Annotated in this window: 22 protein-coding genes and 1 CRISPR repeat array; of the genes, 12 read left to right on the top strand and 10 right to left on the bottom strand. The window is 68.7% G+C overall.

What is annotated here, in order from left to right:
• Positions 1 to 10: 10 nt before the first annotated feature.
• The gene (locus DEW08_RS15210) at positions 11 to 484 is read right to left on the bottom strand and encodes a YchJ family protein (protein ID WP_109328494.1); all 474 of its coding nucleotides are present in this window, start codon (positions 482 to 484) and stop codon (positions 11 to 13) included.
• A 271-nt stretch (positions 485 to 755) separates the two neighbouring features.
• Positions 756 to 1388: a CRISPR direct-repeat array (repeat unit 37 nt; unit sequence GCTTCAATGAGGCCTGGGCATTACTGCCCAGGAAGAG).
• Positions 1389 to 1667: 279 nt separating this feature from the next.
• Positions 1668 to 2303, bottom strand: coding sequence for a hypothetical protein (locus tag DEW08_RS15205; RefSeq protein ID WP_109328492.1), 636 nt, complete (start codon positions 2301 to 2303; stop codon positions 1668 to 1670).
• Between the two features lie 306 nt (positions 2304 to 2609).
• On the opposite strand from DEW08_RS15205, the gene DEW08_RS15200 reads away from it, so the two are divergent.
• The 3 genes from DEW08_RS15200 (at position 2610) to DEW08_RS15190 (ending at position 6808) form a co-directional block, all read left to right on the top strand.
• Complete coding sequence (locus DEW08_RS15200) at positions 2610 to 3725, top strand: glycosyltransferase family 2 protein (RefSeq protein WP_109328490.1); 1116 nt, start codon at positions 2610 to 2612, stop codon at positions 3723 to 3725.
• On the top strand, positions 3722 to 5395 hold the full coding sequence (locus DEW08_RS15195) for a glycosyltransferase family 39 protein (RefSeq protein ID WP_109328488.1): 1674 nt from the start codon (positions 3722 to 3724) through the stop codon (positions 5393 to 5395). Before DEW08_RS15200 ends, DEW08_RS15195 begins: the two co-directional genes overlap by 4 nt.
• Before the next feature lie 213 nt (positions 5396 to 5608).
• Entirely contained in the window at positions 5609 to 6808 is a 1200-nt protein-coding gene (locus tag DEW08_RS15190) for a serine hydrolase domain-containing protein (RefSeq protein WP_109328486.1), read from the top strand.
• Positions 6809 to 6848: 40 nt separating this feature from the next.
• Here the strand turns inward: DEW08_RS15190 and DEW08_RS15185 are convergent, their stop codons facing one another.
• The 3 genes from DEW08_RS15185 to DEW08_RS15175 form a co-directional block, all read right to left on the bottom strand.
• Entirely contained in the window at positions 6849 to 7256 is a 408-nt protein-coding gene (locus DEW08_RS15185; protein ID WP_109328484.1) for a nuclear transport factor 2 family protein, read from the bottom strand.
• A gap of 96 nt (positions 7257 to 7352) precedes the next feature.
• Positions 7353 to 8474: an ISAs1 family transposase gene (locus DEW08_RS15180; protein WP_109326842.1), complete on the bottom strand. Its 1122-nt coding sequence runs from the start codon at positions 8472 to 8474 to the stop codon at positions 7353 to 7355.
• A 183-nt stretch (positions 8475 to 8657) separates the two neighbouring features.
• Positions 8658 to 9665: a hypothetical protein gene (locus DEW08_RS15175; protein ID WP_109328482.1), complete on the bottom strand. Its 1008-nt coding sequence runs from the start codon at positions 9663 to 9665 to the stop codon at positions 8658 to 8660.
• A 260-nt stretch (positions 9666 to 9925) separates the two neighbouring features.
• Between DEW08_RS15175 and DEW08_RS15170 the strand changes: the two genes are divergently transcribed.
• A complete protein-coding gene (locus DEW08_RS15170; protein ID WP_109328480.1) occupies positions 9926 to 11617 on the top strand; it encodes an NAD+ synthase in 1692 nt (563 codons plus the stop codon).
• Between the two features lie 81 nt (positions 11618 to 11698).
• Here DEW08_RS15170 and DEW08_RS15165 read toward each other — a convergent pair whose 3' ends face one another.
• Positions 11699 to 11923, bottom strand: a complete 225-nt coding sequence (locus tag DEW08_RS15165; RefSeq protein ID WP_109328478.1) for a hypothetical protein — start codon at positions 11921 to 11923, stop codon at positions 11699 to 11701.
• 138 nt (positions 11924 to 12061) lie between these two features.
• Positions 12062 to 12631 carry a hypothetical protein gene (locus DEW08_RS15160; RefSeq protein WP_109328476.1) on the bottom strand — a complete coding sequence of 190 codons (570 nt, stop codon included), beginning with the start codon at positions 12629 to 12631 and terminating at the stop codon, positions 12062 to 12064.
• A 198-nt stretch (positions 12632 to 12829) separates the two neighbouring features.
• On the opposite strand from DEW08_RS15160, the gene gltX reads away from it, so the two are divergent.
• The 4 genes from gltX to DEW08_RS15140 all read left to right on the top strand — a co-directional run bounded on the left by gltX (position 12830) and on the right by DEW08_RS15140 (position 17053).
• Positions 12830 to 14170, top strand: a complete 1341-nt coding sequence (gltX, locus tag DEW08_RS15155) for a glutamate--tRNA ligase (RefSeq protein ID WP_109328474.1) — start codon at positions 12830 to 12832, stop codon at positions 14168 to 14170.
• Positions 14171 to 14239: 69 nt separating this feature from the next.
• The gene (gene cysS / locus DEW08_RS15150; RefSeq protein ID WP_109328472.1) at positions 14240 to 15613 is read left to right on the top strand and encodes a cysteine--tRNA ligase; all 1374 of its coding nucleotides are present in this window, start codon (positions 14240 to 14242) and stop codon (positions 15611 to 15613) included.
• 30 nt (positions 15614 to 15643) lie between these two features.
• A complete protein-coding gene (aac(3), locus tag DEW08_RS15145) occupies positions 15644 to 16462 on the top strand; it encodes an aminoglycoside 3-N-acetyltransferase (protein ID WP_109328470.1) in 819 nt (272 codons plus the stop codon).
• A 123-nt stretch (positions 16463 to 16585) separates the two neighbouring features.
• On the top strand, positions 16586 to 17053 hold the full coding sequence (locus tag DEW08_RS15140) for a preQ0 transporter (RefSeq protein WP_109328469.1): 468 nt from the start codon (positions 16586 to 16588) through the stop codon (positions 17051 to 17053).
• A gap of 197 nt (positions 17054 to 17250) precedes the next feature.
• Here DEW08_RS15140 and rpsD read toward each other — a convergent pair whose 3' ends face one another.
• On the bottom strand, positions 17251 to 17865 hold the full coding sequence (gene rpsD, locus DEW08_RS15135) for a 30S ribosomal protein S4 (RefSeq protein ID WP_109328467.1): 615 nt from the start codon (positions 17863 to 17865) through the stop codon (positions 17251 to 17253).
• Between the two features lie 299 nt (positions 17866 to 18164).
• Here rpsD and DEW08_RS15130 point away from each other — a divergent pair, with 299 nt between their 5' ends.
• The 4 genes from DEW08_RS15130 (at position 18165) to DEW08_RS15120 (ending at position 21188) form a co-directional block, all read left to right on the top strand.
• Positions 18165 to 19400 (top strand): PQQ-dependent sugar dehydrogenase, encoded by a 1236-nt coding sequence (locus tag DEW08_RS15130; protein ID WP_109328465.1) that lies wholly within the window; start codon positions 18165 to 18167, stop codon positions 19398 to 19400.
• Between the two features lie 380 nt (positions 19401 to 19780).
• Positions 19781 to 19936 carry a hypothetical protein gene (locus DEW08_RS31215; RefSeq protein WP_168220371.1) on the top strand — a complete coding sequence of 52 codons (156 nt, stop codon included), beginning with the start codon at positions 19781 to 19783 and terminating at the stop codon, positions 19934 to 19936.
• Positions 19937 to 19981: 45 nt separating this feature from the next.
• Positions 19982 to 20308: a helix-turn-helix transcriptional regulator gene (locus DEW08_RS15125; RefSeq protein ID WP_109329890.1), complete on the top strand. Its 327-nt coding sequence runs from the start codon at positions 19982 to 19984 to the stop codon at positions 20306 to 20308.
• Entirely contained in the window at positions 20277 to 21188 is a 912-nt protein-coding gene (locus DEW08_RS15120; protein WP_109328463.1) for a reverse transcriptase family protein, read from the top strand. The genes DEW08_RS15125 and DEW08_RS15120 overlap by 32 nt, the downstream gene beginning before the upstream one ends.
• Positions 21189 to 21527: 339 nt before the next feature.
• Here the strand turns inward: DEW08_RS15120 and DEW08_RS15115 are convergent, their stop codons facing one another.
• Positions 21528 to 22301: an RNA methyltransferase gene (locus DEW08_RS15115; protein WP_109328461.1), complete on the bottom strand. Its 774-nt coding sequence runs from the start codon at positions 22299 to 22301 to the stop codon at positions 21528 to 21530.
• A gap of 42 nt (positions 22302 to 22343) precedes the next feature.
• The gene (gene cimA, locus DEW08_RS15110; protein ID WP_425429099.1) at positions 22344 to 23945 is read right to left on the bottom strand and encodes a citramalate synthase; all 1602 of its coding nucleotides are present in this window, start codon (positions 23943 to 23945) and stop codon (positions 22344 to 22346) included.
• Positions 23946 to 24030: the final 85 nt, after the last annotated feature.

The following is a 24030-nucleotide window of genomic DNA, read 5'->3' as shown; positions in this document are numbered from 1 at the left end:
CCCCCTCCGCTCACTTGCCGCAGCAGGCTTTGTATTTCCGGCCCGAGCCGCAGGGGCAGGGCTCGTTGCGGCCGACCTTGACCACGCGGCGCGGCTCCCCCCTGGGGTTCACCTCGCCGCTGACATAGAGCCACCGCCCGTCCTCCCGCCGGAAGGTCGCCCGCTCGTGGTGGCGCAGGTCGGTGCCGTCGCGGCGGAAATGGAGGAGGAACTCGACCGTCCCGCTGTCGCCCTCCTCGCCGGCGCGCAGGATGTCGAGCCGCTGCCACTCCGACTCCGCCGCCGCGCGCTCGGCCTCGCCGCGGTTGAAGTCGTCGCGGATCTCCGGCGCATGGGTGCGCTCGACATGGTCGAGGTCGCCGCGGACGAAGGCGGTGTAGCGCGACCGCATCAGGGCCTCGGCGGTCGGTGCCGGCTCCCCGGCCAGGATGGGACCGCAGCATTCTGCGAAGGAGCGGCCGGAGCCGCAGGGACAAGGCGACATGGGAGTCCTCGGTTGACGCGCGACGGGATGGGGCGGGGCGCCCGGCGGCAGGCCTCCTTTCTGGCCCCAAGCGGCGGCACGGTCAATCGGCCGCCCAACCCCGGCGAAGGAGAGGGAGAGGGGGAACCACGTTGGACGGCCGCTCCGCCGCCGCCGCCGGGAAGCTTCAGGGGGAGCTTCAAGGGGAGCTTCAAGGGGGGCTCCAGGGGCGGCGTCAGTACTGCCCGTGAAGACAGAATGCGTACCTGGAGTCCCACGGTGAGTACGGTCAGCTTCAATGAGGCCTGGGCATTACTGCCCAGGAAGAGGCGCATCAAAGCCGCCGCAGAACTATCCGACATCACCCAGCTTCAATGAGGCCTGGGCATTACTGCCCAGGAAGAGCGTCGTCATCTTCTCCGATAGCTCACGCGCCGTATGGGAGGCTTCAATGAGGCCTGGGCATTACTGCCCAGGAAGAGAGGGGCGGCAGGAGGAGCACAATGGTAAACCTGTCGCTTCAATGAGGCCTGGGCATTACTGCCCAGGAAGAGAGGTCGGCGACCTCGACGTGAATGTCGGGGAGGGCACGTTGCTTCAATGAGGCCTGGGCATTACTGCCCAGGAAGAGATGAGGGGCGCACTGCCTACGAGGAGGACATCAACGGCGCTTCAATGAGGCCTGGGCATTACTGCCCAGGAAGAGGTGGCCCGCAAGACGGGTATGTCGCAGGCCTGGATGCTTCAATGAGGCCTGGGCATTACTGCCCAGGAAGAGGCCGCGCAGCCCACCGCGATAGAGGTTCTGTCTCGCCTGCTTCAATGAGGCCTGGGCATTACTGCCCAGGAAGAGTTTCCAGGGACATGCATATACATGCGCGTGCGCATGCTTCAATGAGGCCTGGGCATTACTGCCCAGGAAGAGAGGGTACCCTGTACCATGCTGAAAAGACGCGCGAATCGGCGGCGGATTCGAGCGGTCCGGGATCTTGACCGGATGGTCAGGAAATCCGGTTCCCTTTCGTTCTCAACGATGTCCAAGAACCCCGTAAAATCAAAGCTCCGGCCGCTGCGAGCGGGTCCGGGGGTTTTTCGCGTACCGGACCGCTCGCACGGCAGCGGCAGCCGGCGGCATGCTAGCACACGCGGCGCGGGATGGGACAGGGGGATGTTCGCGGCGACCGGGCGCGGCGCCGGTCCCGGCTCAGGCCGCGCGGCGGGCGTCGGCCCAGGGGCGGGCGGTGGCCGGACGGCCGTCGGCGTCGATCAGGCCGCGCCCGAACAGCTCGGTGACGTGGCGGAGGAAGAAGGCGGCGGTGCTCGGCCGCTCCCAATGCTCCATCCAGTTCTGCTCCAGGAAGGCGAGGATGGCCGGCTGGCCCAGCTCCGCCTCCCACAGCACGCCGAGCAGCGAGGTCTGCTGCTCCTCGTGCATGCACTCCTCGAAGGTCAGGCGCTTGTCGGCGCGGGCCTCCCTGCGCAGGGTCGTCTCCGGCCCCGGGCCGAGGCCGAAGTCGATCAGCGGCCGGCGCTCGGGCGCGGCGCAGAGCCAGTGCGCCACCTCGTGCACGATCACCGTCGCCTCGACGTCGGTGCGGATCACCCGCCCGTCCCACATGAAGGAGCGGCTGGGCGGCTCGTCCAGCGTATCGATGCCGTGGGCATGGGCGAGGCGGACGGCGTCCGCGCGGTGCGCCGGCGTGTCGGCCGGCGCGGCGGGGTCCCAGGTGGCGGCGATGCGGCGGAAGGCCGCCAGCGCCACCGGCTCGCCGGCGAGGTTCGCCGCGAAGGCGGCGAGCGCCTGCGGAATCTGCTCGGCGGGAATCGGGGTCAGGATCATGGCGCCTATTTGCCCAACCCCGCCCGCCGGCGCAAGGGGCATCGGTGCGGCGTCCCGCCCCAGGCAGGCCCCGCCGTCTTAACGGAATAAAAAGCGCAATGGTGTGTTTTCCCGCCTTGACCACCCGCGGCGTGCGGATGGACCGGAGCGGGCGGTGCCCATCTTTTCGCCCCGCATTGTCCACAAGAGAGGCGTTTTGCTCATCACTATGGATCGTGATATACGCCGCGAGGCGATGCGGCCAGCCGGGGGCGCCGCCTTGCCCGTTCCGCTCCGGCACCCGATGATCTGATCCGACGGCTGGCCATGTCCCTCTCCGACGCGCCCTTCCGGGTTGCCCCGTCCCCTGACGACGGGCCAGCGGCCGACGGGCCGGTTCCCGCCCGCCCGCGCGGCCGCCGCCGGCGCCTGTCCGTGGTGATCCCCTGTTACAACGAGGGGCCCAACATCCCGACGCTCCACCAGCGCCTGACCGCCGTGCTCGGCCGGGTGGAGAGCGAGTGCGGGATGGAGTGGGAGGTGGTCTGCGTCAATGACGGCAGCCGCGACGACACGCTGGAGCGGCTGCTGGAGCTGCACGCCCGCGACCCGCGGATCAAGGTGGTGGACCTGTCGCGCAACTTCGGCAAGGAGCTGGCGCTGTCCGCCGGCCTGACCCACGCCACCGGCGACGCCGTGGTGCCGATGGACGCCGACCTGCAGCACCCGCCGGAGCTGCTGCCGCAGTTCATCGCCAAGTGGCGCGAGGGCTACGACGTGGTGGTGGCCGTGCGCCACGCGCGGGTGGGGCAGAGCCTGAAGCACCGCCTGTTCGCCCGCATGTTCTACTGGGTCTTCGACCATCTGTCGGAGGTGAAGCTGCCCCGCGAGGTCGGCGACTTCCGCCTGATGGACCGCAAGGTGGTGGAGATCATCAACCGCATGCCGGAGCGCACGCGGTTCATGAAGGGGATCTTCGCCTGGGTCGGCTTCCGCCAGACCGGCATCCCCTATGAACAGGGCGAGCGGGCCGGCGGCGACACCAAATGGGGCTTCGTCAAGCTGCTTCGCCTGTCCTTCGACGGGCTGACCGCCTTCTCCACCTTCCCGCTGCGGGTGTGGAGCCTGGTCGGCATGGCGGTGTCGGGCTTCGCCTTCGTCTACATCGTCATCCGCCTGCTCCGCACGCTGCTCTTCGGCATCGACGTGCCCGGCTATGAATCGCTGCTGGCGGCGGTGCTGTTCCTGGGCGGCGTCCAGCTGATCACGCTGGGCATCATCGGCGACTATCTCGGCCGCGTGTTCAACGAGGTGAAGGGCCGCCCGCTGTTCATCGTGCGCTCCGCGCACGGGTTTGACGACGGGCGCCCGGCGCACGGGTTCGAGGAGGAGCCTGCGGTGCCCTGCCGGCAGGATGCCCGGGGCGAGGACGGCCGCCGATGAACTACGTCTCGCCCGGCCGGACCGCCGGCACCGCCGGCGGGCTGACCCTGCAGCGCAGCAGCGCGCTGTGGGACGACCTTGCCCGCGCGCTCCTGCTCGGCCTGCTGATCCTCGCCTCGCTGACCTTCCTCAGCTACGGCGTCAGCACCGACGAGGAGGTGCAGCACATCTACGGCAAGAAGCTGCTGTCCTATTACCTCAGCGGCTTCCAGGACCGGTCGGCCTTCCATTTCAAGGACCTGTACCTGTATGGCGGGCTGTTCGACCTGGTCGTCGCCGTGCTGGTCCACGTCTCGCCCTTCGAGGAGTACGAGACGCGGCACCTGCTCTGCGCGCTGGTCGGCGTGCTGGGCATCGCCGGGACCTGGCGCTATGCCCGTCTGCTGGCGGGGCCGCGCGCCGGCTTCGTCGCGGCGGCGCTGCTGGCGCTGACCGGCGTCTATTACGGGGCGATGTTCAACAACACCAAGGACGTGCCCTTCGCCGCCGGCATGGTGTGGACGCTCTATTTCGGCACCCGCATCCTGAAGCAGCTTCCCAAGCCGGGCCGCAGCGCCGTGCTGAAGTTCGGGCTGGTGCTGGGCCTGACGCTGGCGATCCGCGTGGGGGCGGTGCTCAGCATCTTCTACCTGTTGGTGGCGACGCTGCTCTATTACGCGCTGATCGCGCGGCAGGAGGGGGGGCGCTGGGCGCTGCAGGACCTGCGGCACACGGTGGTGGCGATGCTGCCGGCGGTGCCCGTGGCCTATGGGCTGATGGCGCTGTTCTGGCCCTGGGCGGTGCAGAAGCCGCTGAACCCGCTGGAGGCGCTGCGCGTCGTCTCGCGCTTCCCGATCGACATCCAGACGCTGTTCATGGGCCAGATGGTCCATTCCAACGACCCGCCGGCCCTCTATCTGCCGGTCTATCTGGCGATCAAGCTGCCGGAGGCGGTGCTGCTGGGGGTGGCGGTGTCGGTGGTGATGGCGGCGGTCTGGCTGCTGCGCGGCGGCTGGCGCCACACCGGCGCCTTCATGGCGGTGCGCTATGTCCCGCTGGCGCTGTCGGCCTTCCTGCCGATCCTGCTGTTCCTGCTGATGCGGCCGTCGGTCTACAACGGCATCCGCCATTTCCTGTTCCTGGTGCCGCCGATGGTGGTGCTGGCGGGCATCGCCGCCGACCGGCTGTGGAGCATTTCCGAGCGGGCGGGGCGCGCCTTCGGCCAGGCCTTCGCCGCGGCGCTGACGGTGATCGCCGTGGTCTATGCCTGGCAGCTCGGCACCATGCATCCCAACCAGTATGTCTACTACAACCAGCTCGTCGGCGGGGTGAAGGGGGCCGACGGCAAGTATGAGCTGGACTACTGGGGCAACTCGATGCACGAGGCGATCCAGGAACTGATCGAGTTCGTGGAGCGCGAGAATGACGGCAACCCGCCGCCGCGCCAGTACACGCTGACCGTCTGCGGCAACACGCTGGCGGTGCGGTTCGAGCTGCCGCCCTGGCTGCGGCTGGTCAACGGGATCGAGCCGGACTGGCGCAAGGCCGACTTCTTCCTGGCCTTCACCCAGGTGAAGCGCTGCCCCTCGCTGCTGGACGGCCATCCGATCTTCGAGATCGCCGCCGACGACGTGCCGCTGACGGTGGTGAAGGACCGCCGCCGGCCCTCCGCCGATCCGCCCACCGAATAGGGGCGGCCGAACCGGAGGCGGCCGAAGCGGAGGCGGACGAAGCGGAGGCGGCCGGGTAGGGCTGCCCCGCCGCTGCGCTTACCACCGCTTCGCCCGGACGTAAGCCGGGCGGGCGCCGGCTGCTCCTTCGCCTGATCTCCGTCCGCGGCCGTACCGCCGGGCGTCCGGCGCCCCCACTGTCCTCTGACCGTCAACGGCAGGGGGAGCGGGGGAATGCGGCGGGTCTGGCAGGGCGTCGCGCTGGTTCTGGCGCTGTGGAGCATGCCCGCCGGGCCGACGGAGGCCGTCAGCTACGATCCCCTGGCGGAGCGGGTCGCCGCCCTTGCCGATGCCCGGCTGGCGGAGGCCGGGCCGGGAAGCCTGGTGGTCGGCGTCATCCGCGACGGCCAGACCCTGGTGGTCGGCCGCGGCGACAGCGGCCGGCCCGACGGCGGACCGCCCGACGGGCGCACCCTGTTCCAGATCGCCTCGCTGACCAAGCCCTTCACCGGCACCATCCTGGCCGATCTGATGCGCAGCGGCCGCGTCTCCCTCGCCGATCCGCTGGACCGCCATCTGCCGCGCGGCGTCCAGGCCCCGCGTTATGACGGGCGGCCGATCCGGCTGCGCGACCTCGCCACCCACACCGCCGGGCTGCCCAACGTGCCGGAGACGCGGCGCTTTTCCTGGAACCGGCTGGAGGACCCGCGCAACCCCTACAAGCCGCTGACGCGGGACGAGGTGCGGCGCTGGCTGGCCGGCTATGCCCTGCCGGTGCCGCCGGGCACGGTGTTCCGCTATTCCAACGTCGGCATGGCCCTGCTGGGCGAGGCGCTGTCCGCCGCCGCCGGGACCGGGTACGACACGCTGCTGCGGCGCGTGGTGACGGAGCGCTTCGGCATGACCGACACCACCCTGTCGCCGACCGCCGCGCAGCGCGCCCGCAAGGCGGCCGGCCATGCCCGCGGCCAGACGGTGCCGGACTGGGAGGCGCCGGCCATGCAGCCGTCCTTCGGGGTCTATTCGACGGTGGACGACCTGCTGCGCTGGCTGCGCGCCAACCTGGGCGACTGTCCGGCCCCGCCGGGCACCCCGCCGGGCCCCGCCGGCTGCGATCCGGCGACGGCGGTGACGCTCGCCCTTGCCCAGACGGTGCAGGTGGAGGGGCGGAGCCTGGGCGATCCCGGCGCGCTGGGGCAGGGGGCGATGGCGCTCGGCTGGTTCGTCGCCTGGGCGGCGGACGGCACGCCGATTCTCTGGCATTCCGGATCGACCGGCGGCTTCAACGCCTACATGGCCTTCTCGCGGGCGCATCGCTGGGCGGTGGTGGCGCTGACCGGCAGCGATCCCGACCGGGTGGCGGCCGACCGCATCGTCGCCGACATCGTCCGCGGCTTCGAGAGCAGGCCGGAGGTGGCCTATAACGGGCGGTGAGCCGGCGGCCGGCGGGGGCCGGGCTGGGTGCCGGGGGAGGTCAGTGCAGGCGGCGCGGCGGCTGGTCGGGCGGCGCCACGTCGGCGCGGGCGTGGGCCACCGGTCCGGCCTGATGGTGGGCGAGGCGCCAGGAGCCGTCCTCGCGGGCGAACAGGTTGGTGGCGGCGAGCACCGCGGGACCCAGCACCTCCTCGCAGACGACGAGGGCGGTATCGCCGTGGATCGTCACCCGCTCGTTGCGGGCGTGAACGGAGGGGTTCTCGGAGCGCAGGATGTCCCGCCAGCTGTCCAGCACCGCCTCGCGCCCGAACAGCGCGGTCCAGCCCGGATGGATGCAGGAGACCGGCAGCGTCTCCGCCCACAGCGCCTCCATGGCCGGCAGGTCGCAGCCGTTGAAGGCGCGGTAGAAGGCCTGGTTGAGGGCCAGCAGCGTGTCGCGGTCGGTCATGGCGGGCCGTCTCGGGGCGGAGGTCGACGGAGCGTCGCCCGTGCTTTTAGAGAAGACCCGCCGGCCGTGCAAGCCTGCGGGAGGGCGCGCCCACGGCTATCGCATTTGAGCGAGGATTGAACGGGCGTAGTCGTCGGACCATCCGGCGCGCTTGCGTCTGGCGCGGATGGAGTCGTCGTTTTTCGCGGCGCGCACGACGTTGAGGGCGAGCTTTCGCAGGATGGCGAGGTTTTCGGGGCCATGGTCCTTGCGGTTGCGGGCGCGGTCCTCGTCAAAGCTGGTGTCGAGCACCCAATGGACGGCGGCCTCGATGCTCCAATGGGCGCGCACGGCGCGGGCCAGGGCTTTGGCATCCAGTCGAGCGGAGGAGAGATAGAGGGTGCGGGTGGTCGTCGTGCGCTGGTCGGCCGCGGTGACGGTGCGCTCGATCAGGCCCAGGGTCTTCAGGCCCGGCAGGGCGGCCTCGTCGGGAAAGCGGCGGTCGGAGGCCAGCCACGCCACCTCCGGGCTGGTCCAGTGCCGGCGAACCTCGATGCGGCCGTGATCGGCGTCGGTGGTGACGTGGGCGTCGCCCAACGCCGCCGCCGGGTCGGCGAAGTAGCGCTCCACCTCGGCCCGCAGCGCCGGGCGGTTGTCCTTGAGCGGGAACAGCCAGTCGCCACCCCGCTCCAGAATGGTCTGCGCGGTCTGCGCCTGACAATGAAGGGCGTCGCCGGTGACCAGCACGCCGTTGAGGTCGAACAGTTCCAGCAACGCCCGCGCCGCGGTGATCTCGTTCTCGCCCGCCGCCACCGCCCGCTGCCCCACCACCATCCGGGCGCCGGAGGCAAACGCGGTGACGACATGCAGGGCCGAGCGGCCGGCGGCCCGATCGAAGGAGCCGCGCAGCGTCTTGCCGTCGATCGCCAGCACTCCGGCGCCATCCTCGCCCAACTGGCCGAGAAATTGCTCAAAGCAGCGCGCGAGCGCCGCCGGGTCCAGCAAGCGGAAGATGCGTGAGAAGGTGTCGTGGCTGGGCAACCCGCCCGCCAGTTCCAGAAACTCCGCGAACAGCGCCCGCCGGTCGCGGGCGAACAGGGCGAAGTCCACGCAGCTTTCCGCCCCGCAGATCGATGCCGTCAGCGCGATGGTCAGCACCTCCAGCAGGTCGTGACGCCGGGCATTGCCCGTTCGCGGATCGGGTAGCCCTTGAAAGGAAATGCGAAACACACCGGCCATCGACACAGTTCCTCTGCCTTGGGCCGATAGTCAGAATCCATTTCCACCCACGACGCTACTCCTCTTTTTCAAATGCGATTCCCGTGAGGGCGCGCCCGGCAAGGTCACGGGCGCGCGCCCGTCCGCCGGGCGCGGCCCGCCCCCGGGCACGACGCTCAGGCAGCGACGCTCAGGCAGCGACGCTCAGGCCACGACGTTGACCGGCGCCGGCTTCGCCGCGCCGTCCGTCTTCGCCGCGGCCTCGGTGGCGGCGGCGGCCGGCTTGCCGCTGCTCAGCCCCTCCACCGGGACGGAGAGGTCGAGGGTCAGGTGGGTGACGCCGTTCTTGTCGGTCGACGGCTTCAGGACCGCCAGCCCGGCCATGCCGCCGGCCGCGCCGGGGCCGCCCTTGGCGGCCATGCCGTTCAGCTTTTCGAGGATGCCCTTGATCTCGTCCTCGCTGAAGCCGTTGCCGCGGACGATGATGCCCGTCGCCTTGCCCGAGGCGGTGGTCACCGACTGGGACAGGCCGAACAGCCGGTCGCCGCCCTTGCCGAGCGAGGCCTGCAGCGACTGTTCCTCCTTGCGGAAGTCCAGCGTCGACTTGGCGAAGGAGATCTGCACCTTGCGGTCGCCGTCGGCGATGGTCAGCTCGATGCCGTGGGACTCGATCGACCACTGCGAGCGCGCCGACTGCATGTCGAGCGCCATGGAGCTGAAGTCGAGGTCGGCCAGCTTGGAGTTCAGCCGGTCGCCGAAGCTGCCGGTGACGGCCCCCACCGCCTCGTCCGGCATGCCGAAGGCGCTCAGCACCTCGCCCAGGCCCTTCTTCAGGTTGCCGATGGCGTCCTTCAGGGCGCCGGGCAGGCCGCCCTTGCCCTGGTCGAGCGCCGACTGCATCAGCGACTGCGCCTCCTTGGCGCGGCGCAGCCCGTCATGGTCGCCCGCCTCCTTGGCGCCGCCGCCGGCGCCGGCCTTGCCGCCCTGGCCGGTCATGCTGTCCAGCAGGCTTTCCATCGACTGGCTGAGGGTATAGGCGGGGGAGGCCGACGACTTGCCGCCGGCCTTGGCATCGGTCTTGTCGGCGCCCTGCTTGTCGGCCGCCGACTTCTCGATGGCCGGCTTGTCCTTGCCCGCCTTCTCCTTGCCCACGAGGCTGATGGTCTGGGTGGTGACTGTGCCGGTCGGCCCCGACAGTTCCGAGTAATACATGGCCTCCTCCCGTAAGATCGCTACTCCCGCGCGGTCATGGTGTTGCCGGAAATCTTTACCGCAGGTTAATTGTTGTGGTTAAAATGAAACCTTAGATAGGCAATACTTCGAGTTCGAAGCATTTGCCGGGACGGTGCCGGCGGGCCCTTGCCAAGCGGCGGGAGGGTCGCGATGCCGCATCGCCGTGGCGGCGGTTCCTCCGGCCTTCCGGCGCTGTTAGGATTTGTACACTGCTGTCGTCGTCATCGAGCGGAACCGCCATGTCCGACCCCCAAACCACCGGCCGCCTCTCCGTCGCGCTCGCCCAGATGAACCCGGGAGTCGGGGACCTGTCCGGCAACATCGACCGCATCCGCTCCGCCCGGGCGGAGGCGGCGGCCCGCGGCGCCGACCTCGTTGCCTTTCCGGAACTGTCGGTGACGGGGTACCCGCCCGAGGATCTGGTGCGGAAGCCCTTCTTCCTCGACCGGGTGGAGGAGGCGGTGCGCGCGCTGGCGGCGGAGACCGGCGACGGCGGCCCCGCCCTGCTGGTCGGGGCGCCGTGGCGCGACGAGGGGCTCTGCCGCAACGCCGTTCTGCTGCTGGACCGGGGCGGCATCGCGGCGACGCGCTACAAGGTCGATCTGCCGTCCGACGGGCCGTTCGACGAGGCGGGGGTCTTCGCGCCGGGGCCGATGCCGGGGCCGGTCAATCTCCGCGGCGTGCGGCTCGGCCTTCCGGTCGGCGACGACCTCCGCTCGCCCGACGTGGTGGAAACCCTGCAGGAGAGCGGGGCGGAGATGCTGATCGTGCCCGCCGCCAGCCCCTTCGCGGCGGACGGATCGGACGGGCGCCTGCAGCTCGTCGTCCGCCGGGTGACCGAGGCGGGGCTGCCGCTGCTCTACGTCAACCAGGTCGGCGGGCAGGACGAGCTGGTGTTCGACGGCGCCAGCTTCGTCATCGCCGCCGACCGGTCGCTGGCCGCCCAGGCCCCCGCCTTCGAGGAGCATCTGCTGCTGACCCGCTGGGAGCGCGGGGAGGACGACCTCTGGCAGTGCCGCGAGGCCGGGACCGCCGCCCCGCCGGAGGGGGCGGAGGCGGTCTATGGCGCGCTGGTGCTGGGGCTGCGCGACTATGTGAACAAGAACCGCTTTCCCGGCGTGATCCTCGGCCTGTCCGGCGGCATCGATTCGGCGCTGAGCGCCGCCATCGCGGTGGATGCGCTGGGGGCCGAGCGGGTGCACGGCGTGATGCTGCCCTCGCCCCACACCAGCGCCGAGAGCCGCGAGGACGCCGCCGAAACGGCGGAACTGTTGGGGTGCCGGATCGATACGATTCCGATTTCACCGGCCATGCAGGCGTTCGACGCCATGCTCGCCCCGGCCTTCGCCGGCCGCGACCCCGACGTGACCGAGGAGAACCTGCAGGCGCGCATCCGCGGCGTCACGCTGATGGCGCTGTCCAACAAGTTCGGCGCGCTGCTGCTGTCCACCGGCAACAAGTCGGAGGGATCGGTCGGCTATGCCACGCTCTACGGCGACATGTGCGGCGGCTTCGCCGTGCTGAAGGACGTCTACAAGACGACGGTCTATGAACTGGCGCGCTGGCGCAACGCCCATATGCCGGCCATCGGCCGCGGTCCGGCCGGCCGCGTGGTGCCGGAGCGGGTGCTGGCCAAGGCGCCGACCGCCGAGCTGAAGCCCGGCCAGACCGACCAGGACAGCCTGCCGCCCTACGAGGTGCTGGACGACATCCTGGCGGGTCTCGTCGACCGCGACCGGAGCCTGAGAGAGATCGTCGCCCGCGGCCATGACGAGGCGACGGTGACCGCCGTCTGGACGTTGCTGCAGAAGGCGGAGTTCAAACGGCGGCAGGCGCCGCCGGGCCCGCGGATCACGCGCCGCCCGTCCGACCGGGAGCGGCGCTACCCCCTGGCCAACGGCTTCATCGCCGGGTCCGGGACGGCCGGGTAACGGGAAGGGCGGCTGAGGGGAAGGGCGGGCGGCTCCACCGGTGGGGCCGCCGGTCCTTCGGTGATCCCGGCCGCAGGCGGCTCAGCCGCGGGTCAGCTTGACGATGATGCCGAGCATCGTGAAGGCGCCGAGCACGGCCGGCAGCACGATCCAGGTCGGGTGGAACAGAATCGCCAGCGGCATGATCAGCAGAAGAACCAGCGCCGGGAACACGGTGAACGGCGAGTTGCCCCAGCCGCCGGCAAGATCCGCGTGCTCGTCGGTCCCGATGAGATAGTCAGCACCACCAACAACCTGATCCGTCATCTCTATCACCCAATGTCTTTGTGGTTATTCCCCGTGCCTTTCTTTGCAAGGCGGGATTTTTCATAAGCCATGGGTGACGCAATAGCCAGCGGGATATTGGTATGACCAGTAATACGTCTACTCTGCAACCAATCGGGGTCAGGCGGCCTCGCTGAGGGCGAGATGCGGCCGGCGCATCAGCGACTGGATGGTGAAGGGCGCACGCACGCCGCCGCTGAACAGCTCGGCGCATTCCAGGGCCTTCAGCACGCGCTCTTCCGGCGGCTGGCCGGCGGTGGAGGCCAGCGAGCCCAGGGCATAGTCGGCGCCGCAGCCGATGGCGTGATAGCCGCGGACCGCCTCGCCCACCTGATAGTCGGACTGGACGGAGAACAGCCGCCCCTCGTAGCCGACCATGAAGTTGCCGCCGCTCTCCACGTCGTTGGAGCGGTGGGCGTAGCCGCCGTCCTTCAGGCAGCCGCGCACGGCATCGACGAAATCGACCACCATGTAGCGGAAGACGTCGGCCTCGGGATCGCGGTGCGGCGCCTCCAGCCGGTAATGCAGGAGCTGGCCCATCCGGAAGGAACTGGTGAAGCCGATCAGGAAGTCGGCGTTGCGGAACACCTTGCTGTCGGCCCGGACGGTGATGTCCAGCCCGTTCACGCCGGCGCTGTCGCCGCCCATCCACACCCGATCGCCGTCCACCAAGCCCACAATGCAGGTCATCGCCGTCCTCGTCCCGTAATCCAGAGGGTGCATCCGGGGCCGAGCATCGGCCGTTATGGTTAACGAACTATTGCGCGACCATTGCGCGAAAGGGGTGCGGCACCCCGTTCGGGCGCCGCCGCCGGAGCACATGGCTTCCGGACCGCCGCCGCCCGTGCTAGGACTCGCCGCCCGACTACCCGTCAGGTGAGTTCCGCCATGTCCACCGCCGTCCGCTTCGCCCCCAGCCCGACCGGCCGCCTTCACGTCGGCAATGTCCGGCAGGCGCTCGTCAACTGGCTGTTCGCGCGCAGGACCGGCGGGAGCTTCCTGTTCCGGCTGGACGATACGGACGAGGAACGATCCACGCAGGCGTTCGCCGACGCCATCGCCGCCGACCTGACCTGGCTGGGCCTGACCTGGGACCGTTTCGCCCGCGAAAGCGACCGCTATCCGCGGTACGACGAGGTGGCGGAGGCGCTGAAGGCCGCCGGCCGGCTCTACCCCTGCTACGAGACGGCGGAGGAGCTGTCGCTCAAGCGTGCCAGCCTGGTGTCGCAGGGCCGCCCGCCGATCTACGACCGCGCCGCGCTGCGCCTGAGCGACGCCGACCGCGCCCGGCTGGAGGCGGAGGGCCGCCGGCCGCACTGGCGGTTCAAGCTGGCGCCCGATCCGGTGGCCTGGGAGGATCTGGTGCGCGGCCCGGTGCGGTTCGAGGGCACGGCGCTGAGCGATCCGGTGCTGATCCGCGAGGACGGCCGGCCGCTCTACACCCTGACCAGCGTGGTGGACGACGCCGACTTCGCCATCACCCACATCATCCGCGGCGAGGACCATGTCGCCAACACGGCGGTGCAGATCCAGATCTTCGAGGCCATGGGGGCGGGCGTCCCGGTCTTCGCGCATCTGCCGCTGCTGACCGACGCGGCGGGGCAGGGGCTGTCGAAGCGGCTGGGCAGCCTCGCCATCGGCAGCCTGCGCGAGGAGGGGGTCGAGCCGATGGCGCTGAACAGCCTGCTCGCCAAGCTCGGCACCTCCGACCCGATCGAGGCGCGGCTGACGCTGGACGAGCTGGCGGCCGACTTCGACCTCGCCAAGGTGTCGCGGGCGACGCCGAAGTTCGACCCGGAGGAGCTGATGCGGCTGAACGCCCGCCTGCTCCACCTGATGCCCTTCGAGAGCGTCCGCGGCCGGCTGGAGTCCCTGGGGCTGGCCGGGGCGGACGCCGCCTTCTGGGAGGCGGTGCGCCCCAACCTGGCCCGGCTGGCCGACGCCGCCGACTGGTGGGCGGTGACCCACGCCCCGGTGACGCCGGTGGTGGAGGACGCCGCCTTCCTGGAGCAGGCGGCCGCCCTGCTGCCGGGCGAGCCGTGGGACGCCGGCACCTGGGGCGCCTGGGCCAATGCGGTGAAGGGGGCGACCGGGCGCAAGGGCAAGGAGCTGTTCCTGCCGCTGCGCCGGGCGCTGACCGGCCGCGACCATGGACCGGAGTTGAAGAACCTGCTACCCCTGATCGGCCGGCCGCGCGCCCTGCGCCGGCTGGCCGGCGAGACCGCCTGACCGTTCGCCGGACACCCGTTCGCCGGGCCCCCGTCCGCCGAGACCACCACACCCAAGGAGACCGAGGCCGTGCCGCTGGACCTCTACAACACGCTGACCCGCCGCAAGGAGCGCTTCGAGCCGCTTCGCCCGGACCATGTCGGCATGTACGTGTGTGGTCCCACCGTGTACGACACGGCGCACATCGGCAACGCCCGGCCGGTCGTCGTCTTCGACGTGCTGTTCCGGCTGCTGTCGCGGCTCTACCCGTCGGTGACCTATGTCCGCAACATCACGGACGTCGACGACAAGATCATCGACCGGTCCCGCGACAGCGGCGAGCCGATCGAGGATCTGACCCGGCGGACGACCGACCAGTACCATGCGGACATGGACGCGCTGAACGCGCTGCGCCCGACGGTCGAGCCGCGCGCCACGCACCACATCGCCCACATGATCGCGCTGATCGCCGAGCTGATCGCGCGCGGCCACGCCTATGCCGAGGCGGGGCACGTCCTGTTCTCGGTGCCGTCGATGACGGAGTACGGGCAGCTCTCCCGCCGCTCGCTCGACGAGATGATCGCCGGCGCGCGGGTGGAGGTGGCGCCCTACAAGCGCGACCCGTCCGACTTCGTGCTGTGGAAGCCCAGCACCCCCGACCAGCCCGGCTGGGACAGCCCGTGGGGCCGCGGCCGGCCCGGCTGGCACATCGAGTGCTCCGCCATGGCGAAGGAGCATCTGGGCGTCACCTTCGACATCCACGGCGGCGGGCTGGACCTGATCTTCCCCCACCACGAGAACGAGATCGCCCAGAGCCGTTGCGCGCACGGAACGGATACCCTTGCCCGCTACTGGGTCCATAACGGCTTCGTAACGGTCGAAGGCGAGAAGATGTCGAAGTCGCTCGGCAACTTCTTCACCGTTCACGAGCTGCTGGACGACCATCCCGGCGAGGCGATCCGCCTGACGCTGATGAGCGCGCATTACCGCCAGCCGCTGGACTTCACCCGCGACGGGCTGAGGCAGGCGAAGGCGACGCTCGACCGCTGGTACCAGGCGCTGCGCGGCGATCCGGCCGCGGCGGAGGCGGAGCTGCCGATCGAGCTGCTGGCGGCGCTGGAGGACGACCTCAACACGCCGCTCGCCATCTCCCACCTGCACGAGCTGGCGGGGGCGGTGAACAAGGCGAAGAGCGACGCGGAGCGGGCGAAGGCCAAGGGGGCGCTGCTGGCCGCCGGCCGCCAGCTCGGCCTTCTGCAGCAGGAGCCGGAGGCGTGGTTCCGCTGGGCCCCGAAGGGGGCCGCCGCCCTGTCGGACGCCGAGGTCGAGCAGATGATCGCCGACCGCAGGGCCGCCCGCGCCGCGAAGAACTTCGCGGAGGCCGACCGCATCCGCAAGGCGCTGGCCGACCAGGGCATCGTCCTGGAGGACGGCCCGCAGGGAACGAGCTGGAAGCGGGGCTGAGGACAACAAGAAACGGGTTGGATGGGACGAATGATCGAGATCGGAGAGGACCCGTACTGGAGCCGGCGCGAGCTGCGCAGCCAGCTGGAGGCGCTGGGGGTTGAGCCGGGCGACAGCGTGATGATCCACGCCGCGATGCGTTCGGCCGGCGAGATGCTGAACGGGCCGGACGCGCTGATCGGCGCCATCCTCGACGCCGTGGGGCCGCGGGGAACCCTGCTCGCCTACGTGAACTGGGACGCCCAGTACGAGGACGCGCTGGACGAGGAGGGGATGCTGCCGCCGGCCCTGAAGCCGGACATCCCGCCCTTCGACCCGGCCGCCTCGCGGGCCAGCCGCGACCATGGCGTCATCGCCGAGTTCGTCCGCACCTATCCCGGCGCGCGGCGCAGCGGCAATCCGGGGGCGTCGGTCGCCGCCATCGGCGCGCGGGCGGACTGGTTCGTCGCCGACCACCCGCTGGACTACGGCTATGGCGAGGGCTCGCCCTTCGCCAAGCTGGTCGAGGCGGGCGGCAAGGTGCTGATGGTCGGGGCGCCGCTCGACACCGTCAGCCTGCTTCACCATGCCGAGCATCTCGCCCGCATCCCCGGCAAGCATGTCCGGCGGATGGAGACGCCCTTCCTGGTCGACGGCCGCGTCGAATGGCGGGTGATCGAGGAGTTCGACACCGTCGATCCGGTGGTCGACGGGCTCGACCCCGGCTATTTCGGGACGATCGTCCGGCAGTTCCTCGACCAGGGCGGCGGGCGGACCGGCGAGGTCGGCTCCGCCGGCAGCGTGCTGCTTCCGGCCGCCGACCTCCTGCGGTTCGGCGTCCGCTGGCTGGAGGAGCGCTGCGGCCGGTAGGGCGGGCTTCAAATCCGCCGCCGATCCTGTTACATCCCCGGGACGGGGCGCCCGCATTCACGCGGGTCTGCCCCGGTCTTGAGCGCCCGTATTTCCGCGGGTCGCCTTCGGAGGATGACCGACATGATCTGGCTTGCCGCCTATATCGGCAGCATCGTTGCCATCAACTATGCCTTCAGCCTGTTCCCCCACCTCGACCTCGTCTGGTCCTGCTGGGTCGGGCTGGTCTTCATCCTGCGCGACATGGTGCAGGTCCGCTTCGGCCATTGGGCGCTCGCCGCCATGCTGGCCGGCACGGTGGTGTCCTATCTGCTCGCCGATCCGTTCGTCGCGACGGCCAGCGTCGCCGCCTTCGCCCTGTCGGAGACCATCGACTGGGTCGTCTTCACCGTCACCAAGCGCCCGCTGCGCGACCGCCTGTGGCTGAGCGCCGCCCTGTCGGTGCCGGCGGACACCGCGCTGTTCTTCGGCATGCTCGACATCTGGGAGCCCGGCGTGTGGGCCGCCAGCTTCGCGTCGAAGCTGCTGGGCGTGTCGGTGGTGTGGCTGCTGATGCGCGCCCGCGACGGCCGGGTGCCCGTGGCGGCGTGAGGCGGTGCGCGTAGACGGCGCCGGCGCCGGCCCCGGAGGCCGTGCAGCAGCAGGTGCTTGCCAAGCTGGGGCCGCTGCTGTCGCTGCCGCCGTGACGGCGTGCTCCGCCGGCCGGTCCGGCCCACAAGGAACCGGCCAAAAGAAAAGGCCGCTCCCGGAGGAGCGGCCTTTCTTCCTGTCCCTTGCGGGCCGAGGGGTCAGCGCGAGTAGAACTCGACGACCAGGTTCGGCTCCATCTGGACCGGGTACGGCACGTCGGCCAGCAGCGGGGCGCGCACGAAGCGGCCCTTCAGGGCGGAGGTGTCGACTTCCAGGTAGTCGGGGATGTCGCGCTCGCCCGAGGCGACGGCCTCGAGGACGATGGCGAGCTGCTTGGACTTCGACCGCACCTCGATGGTGTCGTTGTCCTTGATCTGGGCCGACGGGATGTTCAGGCGGCGGCCGTTGACCAGGATGTGGCCGTGGTTGACGAGCTGGCGCGCGGCGAACGGGGTCGGCGCGAACTTCATGCGGTAGACGACGGCGTCCAGACGGCGCTCCAGCAGGCCGATCAGGTTCTCGCCGGTGTCGCCCTTGCGGCGCACGGCCTCGGCGTAGATGCGGCGGAACTGCTTCTCGCCGATGTTGCCGTAGTAGCCCTTCAGCTTCTGCTTGGCCATCAGCTGCAGGCCGTAGTCCGACGGCTTCTTGCGGCGCTGGCCGTGCTGGCCCGGGCCGTACTCGCGCTTGTTCAGCGGGCTCTTGGCGCGGCCCCACAGGTTGACGCCGAGGCGCCGGTCGATCTTGTACTTGGACTCTTGACGCTTGCTCATTTTCCAAAGCCTCGTTGGAACACGAGTTGATGTTGTCCCGGTAGTTCCGGCGGTCCCGCAGGACCATCGGACGGGGCGAAGGGCGCGCCGAAAAGGCACGCTGCCGCTCGTCCACCTTCCCAGGAAGTGAAGGCCGGCACTATACGGATCCCCGCCGCAGAGTCAAACGGGGAGTTCACGGTCGGGCCTCGCCGGAGGCGGTATGACCCTCAAGCGCCGGAGGCGCTATGACCCTTGAGCGCGGCAGTGGGCGCGCCACATGGTCGGGCACGTCCGTTCCCTACCGGAGGCTCCGACCGATGACGTTCCGCCGCGCCGCCCTCTTCGGACTGGCCCTCGCCGCCGCCGCCACGCCGGCCCTTGCCCAGCGCCCGCCGGGGCAGAGCGTCGGCGACAGCATCCATGTGCGGGTGCAGGACCTGCCCAAGCCCTACGAGACGCCGGCGGTGGCCGTCCAGGCGGAGAGCGTGAAGCGGCCGGCCAGGGATCCGCTGCGGGTGCCGGAGGGCTTCACCGTCACGCTGTTCCGCGACAACGTCGATCATGCGCGCAACCTGCTGACCCTGCCCAACGGCGACGTGCTGGTGGCGCAGCAGCGGCCGGGCTCCGTCACCCTGCTGCGCGATGCCGACGGCGACGGCAAGGCGGAGCTGGCGGCGGCCTGGGCGACCGGCTTCGACCGGCCCTACGGCCTCGCCTACCATGACGGCGCCGTCTATGTCGGCGACCTCGCCGGGGTGTGGCGGCTGCCCTGGACGGAGGGGGCGGCCAAGGCCGGCGAGCGGCGGAGGATCACCGCCGACGGCGCCTTCGGCAAGCGCGGCGGCCACAACACGCGCACGGTCGCGGTGTCGCCGGACGGGCGGACGCTCTATGTCGGCATCGGCTCCGACGGCAACATCGACGAGGAGCCGGAGCCGCGCGCGACGATCCAGGCCTTCTCCATCGACGGCGGCAACCAGCGCACCTTCGCGTCCGGCCTGCGCAACGCGGTGGGCATGGCCTTCCGGCCGGGCAGCAGCGAGCTCTATACCGTGGTGAACGAGCGCGACGGGCTGGGCGACCAGCTCGTCCCCGACTATCTGACGCGGGTGCAGGAGGGCGGCTTCTACGGCTGGCCCTATTCCTATCTGGGATCCAACCCGCAGCCCGACTTCGCGGAGAAGCGGCCGGACCTCGTGAAGCGGGCGATCGTGCCGGACGTGCTGTTCCAGGCCCATTCGGCCCCGCTCGGCCTCGTCTTCGGCGACCGCACCATTTTTCCGGAGAAGTACAGGGCCGGCGCCTTCGTGGCGCTGCACGGCTCTTGGAACCGCTCCGACCCCGTCGGCTACACGGTGGCCTTCGTGCCGTTCCGCGACGGCAAGCCCACCGGCGGCTACGAGATCTTCGCCGCCGGCTTCCGCATGCCGGGCGGCAGCGGCCCGGCGCGGGTGTGGGGCCGGCCGAGCGGCCTGTCGGTCGCCAGGGACGGCAGCCTGCTGATCGCCGACGATTACGGCGCGGTGTGGCGGGTGGTCCACCGCGGCGGCTGAGCCCCGGCGGGCCTTGACTCGCGCTTTCTGCGAATACTATTGGACGTTAACCATAAAAAGTTGGTTCTCTGGCAGCGAACCATGTTGACTGACAGAGAACTGCTCGCTACCTTCGAATCCAGTTGGTGACGTTAATGGAGATGCGCCCATTCACTGAGTAAGTCATCGGACTTACTCGTGGGAGGTGTTAATGCCTCCTAACAAACTGTGGCGGTGGTGCGGCGCGGCGACGCGGCGACGTCCGTCCGCAGACGGCGCGGGGCCAGGACATTGGCCCCGCGCTGGGTCAAGCTGGGTAAAGCCGTCGTTCTCCACTTCTCGTTGAGGGCACGAGCGTTCTGCAATCCCGCAGGCGCTTGAATGAGAAGGAGAATTCCGCCATGTCGATGGTCGATTCACGTTCCAACCGACGACGGCGGCGGCAGATCCTTAAGCAGGTGTTGCGCATTTTGTGCAATCCCTGGACGGCAAGGCTTTTGATCGCGCTCGCACGACTAGTCGTGAAGGTGATTGAGTGCTTTGACGAAAGGAACTGACGTCACCCAGCCTTGTTACCCTGGGATGCATTCGAGGAGGTGGCCGTGTTGAACGAAGCCTTGCGACTGCTCCGGGTCTTTCATGACTTGTCGCAGAAGGATTTGGCAGCAAAGCTAGGCGTGACGAAGTCATACGTATCGGAGATCGAGGCAGGCAAAAAGAAGCCTACGTTACAGTTGCTTGAGCGTTACGCTCAGGTGTATGGCATGCCGCTGTCGTCGATCATGTTCTTTGCTGAGAATCTCGGCAAAGAAGGTACGGCTGAGAGAGCTCGCCAGTTTGTGTCTGACAAAGTCCTCCGACTCATGGCGTTCATAGCAGAGCGGTCGGGGAAACAGGATGACGACGAAGACCAAAAGCTATCCGCTTAACCAGTCGCCATTCTACAAGTTGACCACGAAGCGAAAATTGGCTGAGCTGCTTCGTCTTACTCCAGCAAAGCTAAGAAAGCTATCAGCCCTCTCTCAAGATTTGTATAGAGAATGGCCGCAAACAAATTTAAAAGGAAAGACTCGTCTGATTGAAGATCCAGCGCCTGCTCTTAAAGAAGTTCAGAGGCGAATTTATAGATTGCTGTCTTGTATTACTCCGCCATATTTTCTTCACTGCCCTGTCAGGGGAAGATTGTATATTTCAAACGCCGCCTATCACGTAGGATCTAGGCATTTTAGAAACATTGATATTAGTGATTACTTCCCATCTACAAAGTCGCGGCGGGTTAACTGGTTTTTCCGTAGAATCCTGAAATGCGCACCGGATGTGTCCGGCATTCTTACTGAGCTGACAACTTATAAGGGACACCTGCCATGCGGAAGTCCAGCCAGCTCAATATTGGCGTACTTCGCCCACTGCGACATGTGGGAGCAGATCGCCCGAATCGCCTCGGAGAACGGTTGTAAGCTGTCCGTCTATATGGATGACCTGACCGTTTCCGGCGATGTCGTACCAGACCGAGTCATGTTCCAGATACGCCAGCGCATTTACCGTGCCGGTCTTCAGCCGAAAAAGGAAAAGGAAAAGTGGTATCGTCGCGGAGTTGGCGTTGTTACTGGTGTGGTTGTACGTCCAAGCGGTCTTTCCGCCCCCAACTCGGCGCACTTGAAGCGGTTTAAGCTGCGGTGTCAGTTGGCAACTGCATCAAGTGCTGACGAGAGGGCAACTTTGCAGAACAGTTTGCGTGGTGTAGAAGGACAGCAGTCTCAGATTGATCGCTGGAACAGCCATTTTACTTCTTATAACGCTGAGGAATAGAGTAGAGGGACTATCGAGAGCAAAACATATCGAATCTGATCCAGACTAGGAAATTTCAATAGTTAATTATAGCTCAAACTTGCCGACAATATTGCGTTTGAAAGGGCGGCGGGCCGTGGCCGATTCACCCGCCAAAGTGGCTATTCTCGGTAATCGCTCGGGCATCTCTTAGCACTGATGCCGTCGAGCTCAGGAAGAGTTCGGTCACTAAAACGATGCGCAACACCAGATCACGGTGTTGCGCATCCACTCAGTCTTCATCTTGGAATCGAGATGAACGAGCGAATCAGGATGAAGCCGATATTACACGATAGCTCTGTAGTTCAATTGAATCGTTGATTATAATTGATCTTTCCTCTTTCCAGCGAGGCTGGCGATGACGCCGTGGAAGGTCCGCACCTCCTGCTCGGTCATCTCCATGCGCTCCAGCGCGTTGCGCAGGGTGCGCACCATCGAGGGGCGCTTTTCCGGCGTGGTGAAGAAGCCGGTGCGGTCGAGCGCCTCTTCCAGATGCTCGAACAGGTTCACCAGCTCGCCCTTGGTGGCGAGGCGGGTCTGGCCGGTGTGCAGCACGCGCTCCGCCGGGATCTCCTCGCCGGTCTGGAACCACTCGTAGCCGATCAGCAGCACCGCCTGGGCGAGGTTGAGCGAGGCGAAGGAGGGGTTCAGCGGCACGGTGATCAGCGTGCCGGCCAGCGTCAGGTCGTCATTGACGAGACCGCTGCGCTCCGGCCCGAACAGCACGCCGACCGTGCTGCCGGCGCTGTAGCCGGCGCGCATCTCCTTCGCCGCCTCGCGCGGGGTGACGAAGCGCTGGATCATGCCGCGGGTGCGCACGGTGGTGGCGAAGACCATCTGCAGGTCGGCCACGGCCTCGGCCGTCGTCTCGTAGAGCCTGGCGTTGTCGAGCACGAGATCGGCGCCGGAGGCGGCGGCCTGCGCCTTCTCGTTCGGCCAGCCGTCGCGCGGCTTGACGAGACGCAGGTCGGTCAGCCCGCAGTTCAGCATGGCGCGCGCGCAGGCGCCGATGTTCTCGCCGAGCTGCGGGTTGACGAGGATCACGGTCGGGCCGCCGAGGATCGACGGACGGTTGGGGTCTTTGCCGGAGGTCATCGCTATCGAATGGGGTGGAAACGCCGGGGGGCCGCGCGAGGGTCACCTGCGCGGTTCAGCCCCAGTCTTAAACAGCTTGCAGGTGAAGCTGTCCACCAGAGCTTCGACGGAGGCCTCGATGATGTTGGTCGAGACGCCGAGCGTGGACCATTCCGTGCCGTCGCCGTTGGCCGAGCGGATCAGCACGCGCGTCATCGCGGCGGTGCCGGCCTTGGCCGCCAGGATGCGCACGCGGTAGTCGGACAGCCGCATGTCGCCGAGCAGGGGATAGCAGGGCTCCAGCGCCTTGCGCATCGCAAGGTCCAGCGCATGGACCGGGCCGTTGCCCTCCGCCACCTCCAGCCGGATCTCGCCGCCGACGCGGACGCGGACCACCGCCTCCGACTCCACCACCAGCTTGCCGAGCGCGTTGTAGCGCCGCTCGTCGGTGACGTGGAAGCGCAGCAGCTCGAAGTATTTCGGCACCTCGCCCAGCTCGCGCCGCACCAGCATCTCGAAGCTGGCCTCGGCGGTGTCGTAGGCGTAGCCCTCGCTGTCGCGCTGCTTCACGAGGTCGAGCAGGCGGGGCAGCCGCTCGTCCTTCGGATCGACCTCCATGCCGATCTCGCGCAGGCGGACGATCAGGTTGGAGCGGCCGGCCTGGTCCGACACGACGATCTGCCGGTGGTTGCCCACCGCGTCCGGCTCGACATGCTCGTAGGAGGACGGATCCTTCTCCACCGCCGAGACGTGCAGCCCGCCCTTGTGCGCGAAGGCGCTGGAGCCGACATAGGGGGCGTGGCGGTTGGGGGCGCGGTTCAGCCGCTCGTCGAAGGCCCGGCTGACCTGGGTCAGCAGCGGCAGGTCCGCGCGCCGGATGCCGGTCTCGTAGCCCATCTTCAGCATCAGCGTCGGGATCAGCGAGACGAGGTTGGCGTTGCCGCAGCGCTCGCCCAGCCCGTTGATCGTGCCCTGCACCATGCGCACGCCGGCCCGCACCGCCGCGATGGAGTTGGCGACGGCATTCTCGGTGTCGTTGTGGCAATGGATGCCCAGCCGGTCGCCGGGGATGCCGTGCTCCTCGATCACCGTGCGGACGATCGCCTCGATCTCGTGCGGCAGGGTGCCGCCGTTGGTATCGCACAGCACGACCCAGCGCGCCCCGGCCTCGAAGGCGGCGCGGATGCACGACGCGGCATAGGCGGGGTTGCGCTTGTAGCCGTCGAAGAAATGCTCGGCGTCGAACAGCGCCTCGCCCTTGGCGACGCGCAGCGCCGCGATGCTGTCGCGGATCAGGTCGAGATTCTCGTCGCGCGGGATGTTCAGCGCCACGTCGACATGGAAGTCCCAGGTCTTGCCGACGATGCAGACCGACCTGGCGCGCGACTGGATCAGGGCGGAGAGCTGCGGGTCGTTGGCGGCGCTGCGCCCCGGCCGCCGGGTCATGCCGAAGGCGGTGAAGGTGGCGCGGGTCAGGTCCGGCGCCTCGGCGAAGAAGGCGTCGTCGGTCGGGTTGGCGCCGGGCCAGCCGCCCTCGACATAGTCGATGCCGAGCCGGTCGAGGTCCTGGGCAATCGCGATCTTGTCGGCGACCGAGAAATCCACGTCCTGGGTCTGCGCCCCGTCGCGCAGCGTCGTGTCGTAGAGATAGATGCGTTCGCCCATGATCGTCGCCCAATTGCCCGCGGAAATGCCGACTCCCGGACCGTCGCCGGACCGGACGGAGAGGGCGGAGAATGGACGATGCGCG

Origin of the sequence: Azospirillum thermophilum (assembly GCF_003130795.1) — a bacterium.
Lineage (GTDB): Bacteria > Pseudomonadota > Alphaproteobacteria > Azospirillales > Azospirillaceae > Azospirillum > Azospirillum thermophilum.
This window is presented reverse-complemented; position numbering and strand designations above follow the sequence as displayed.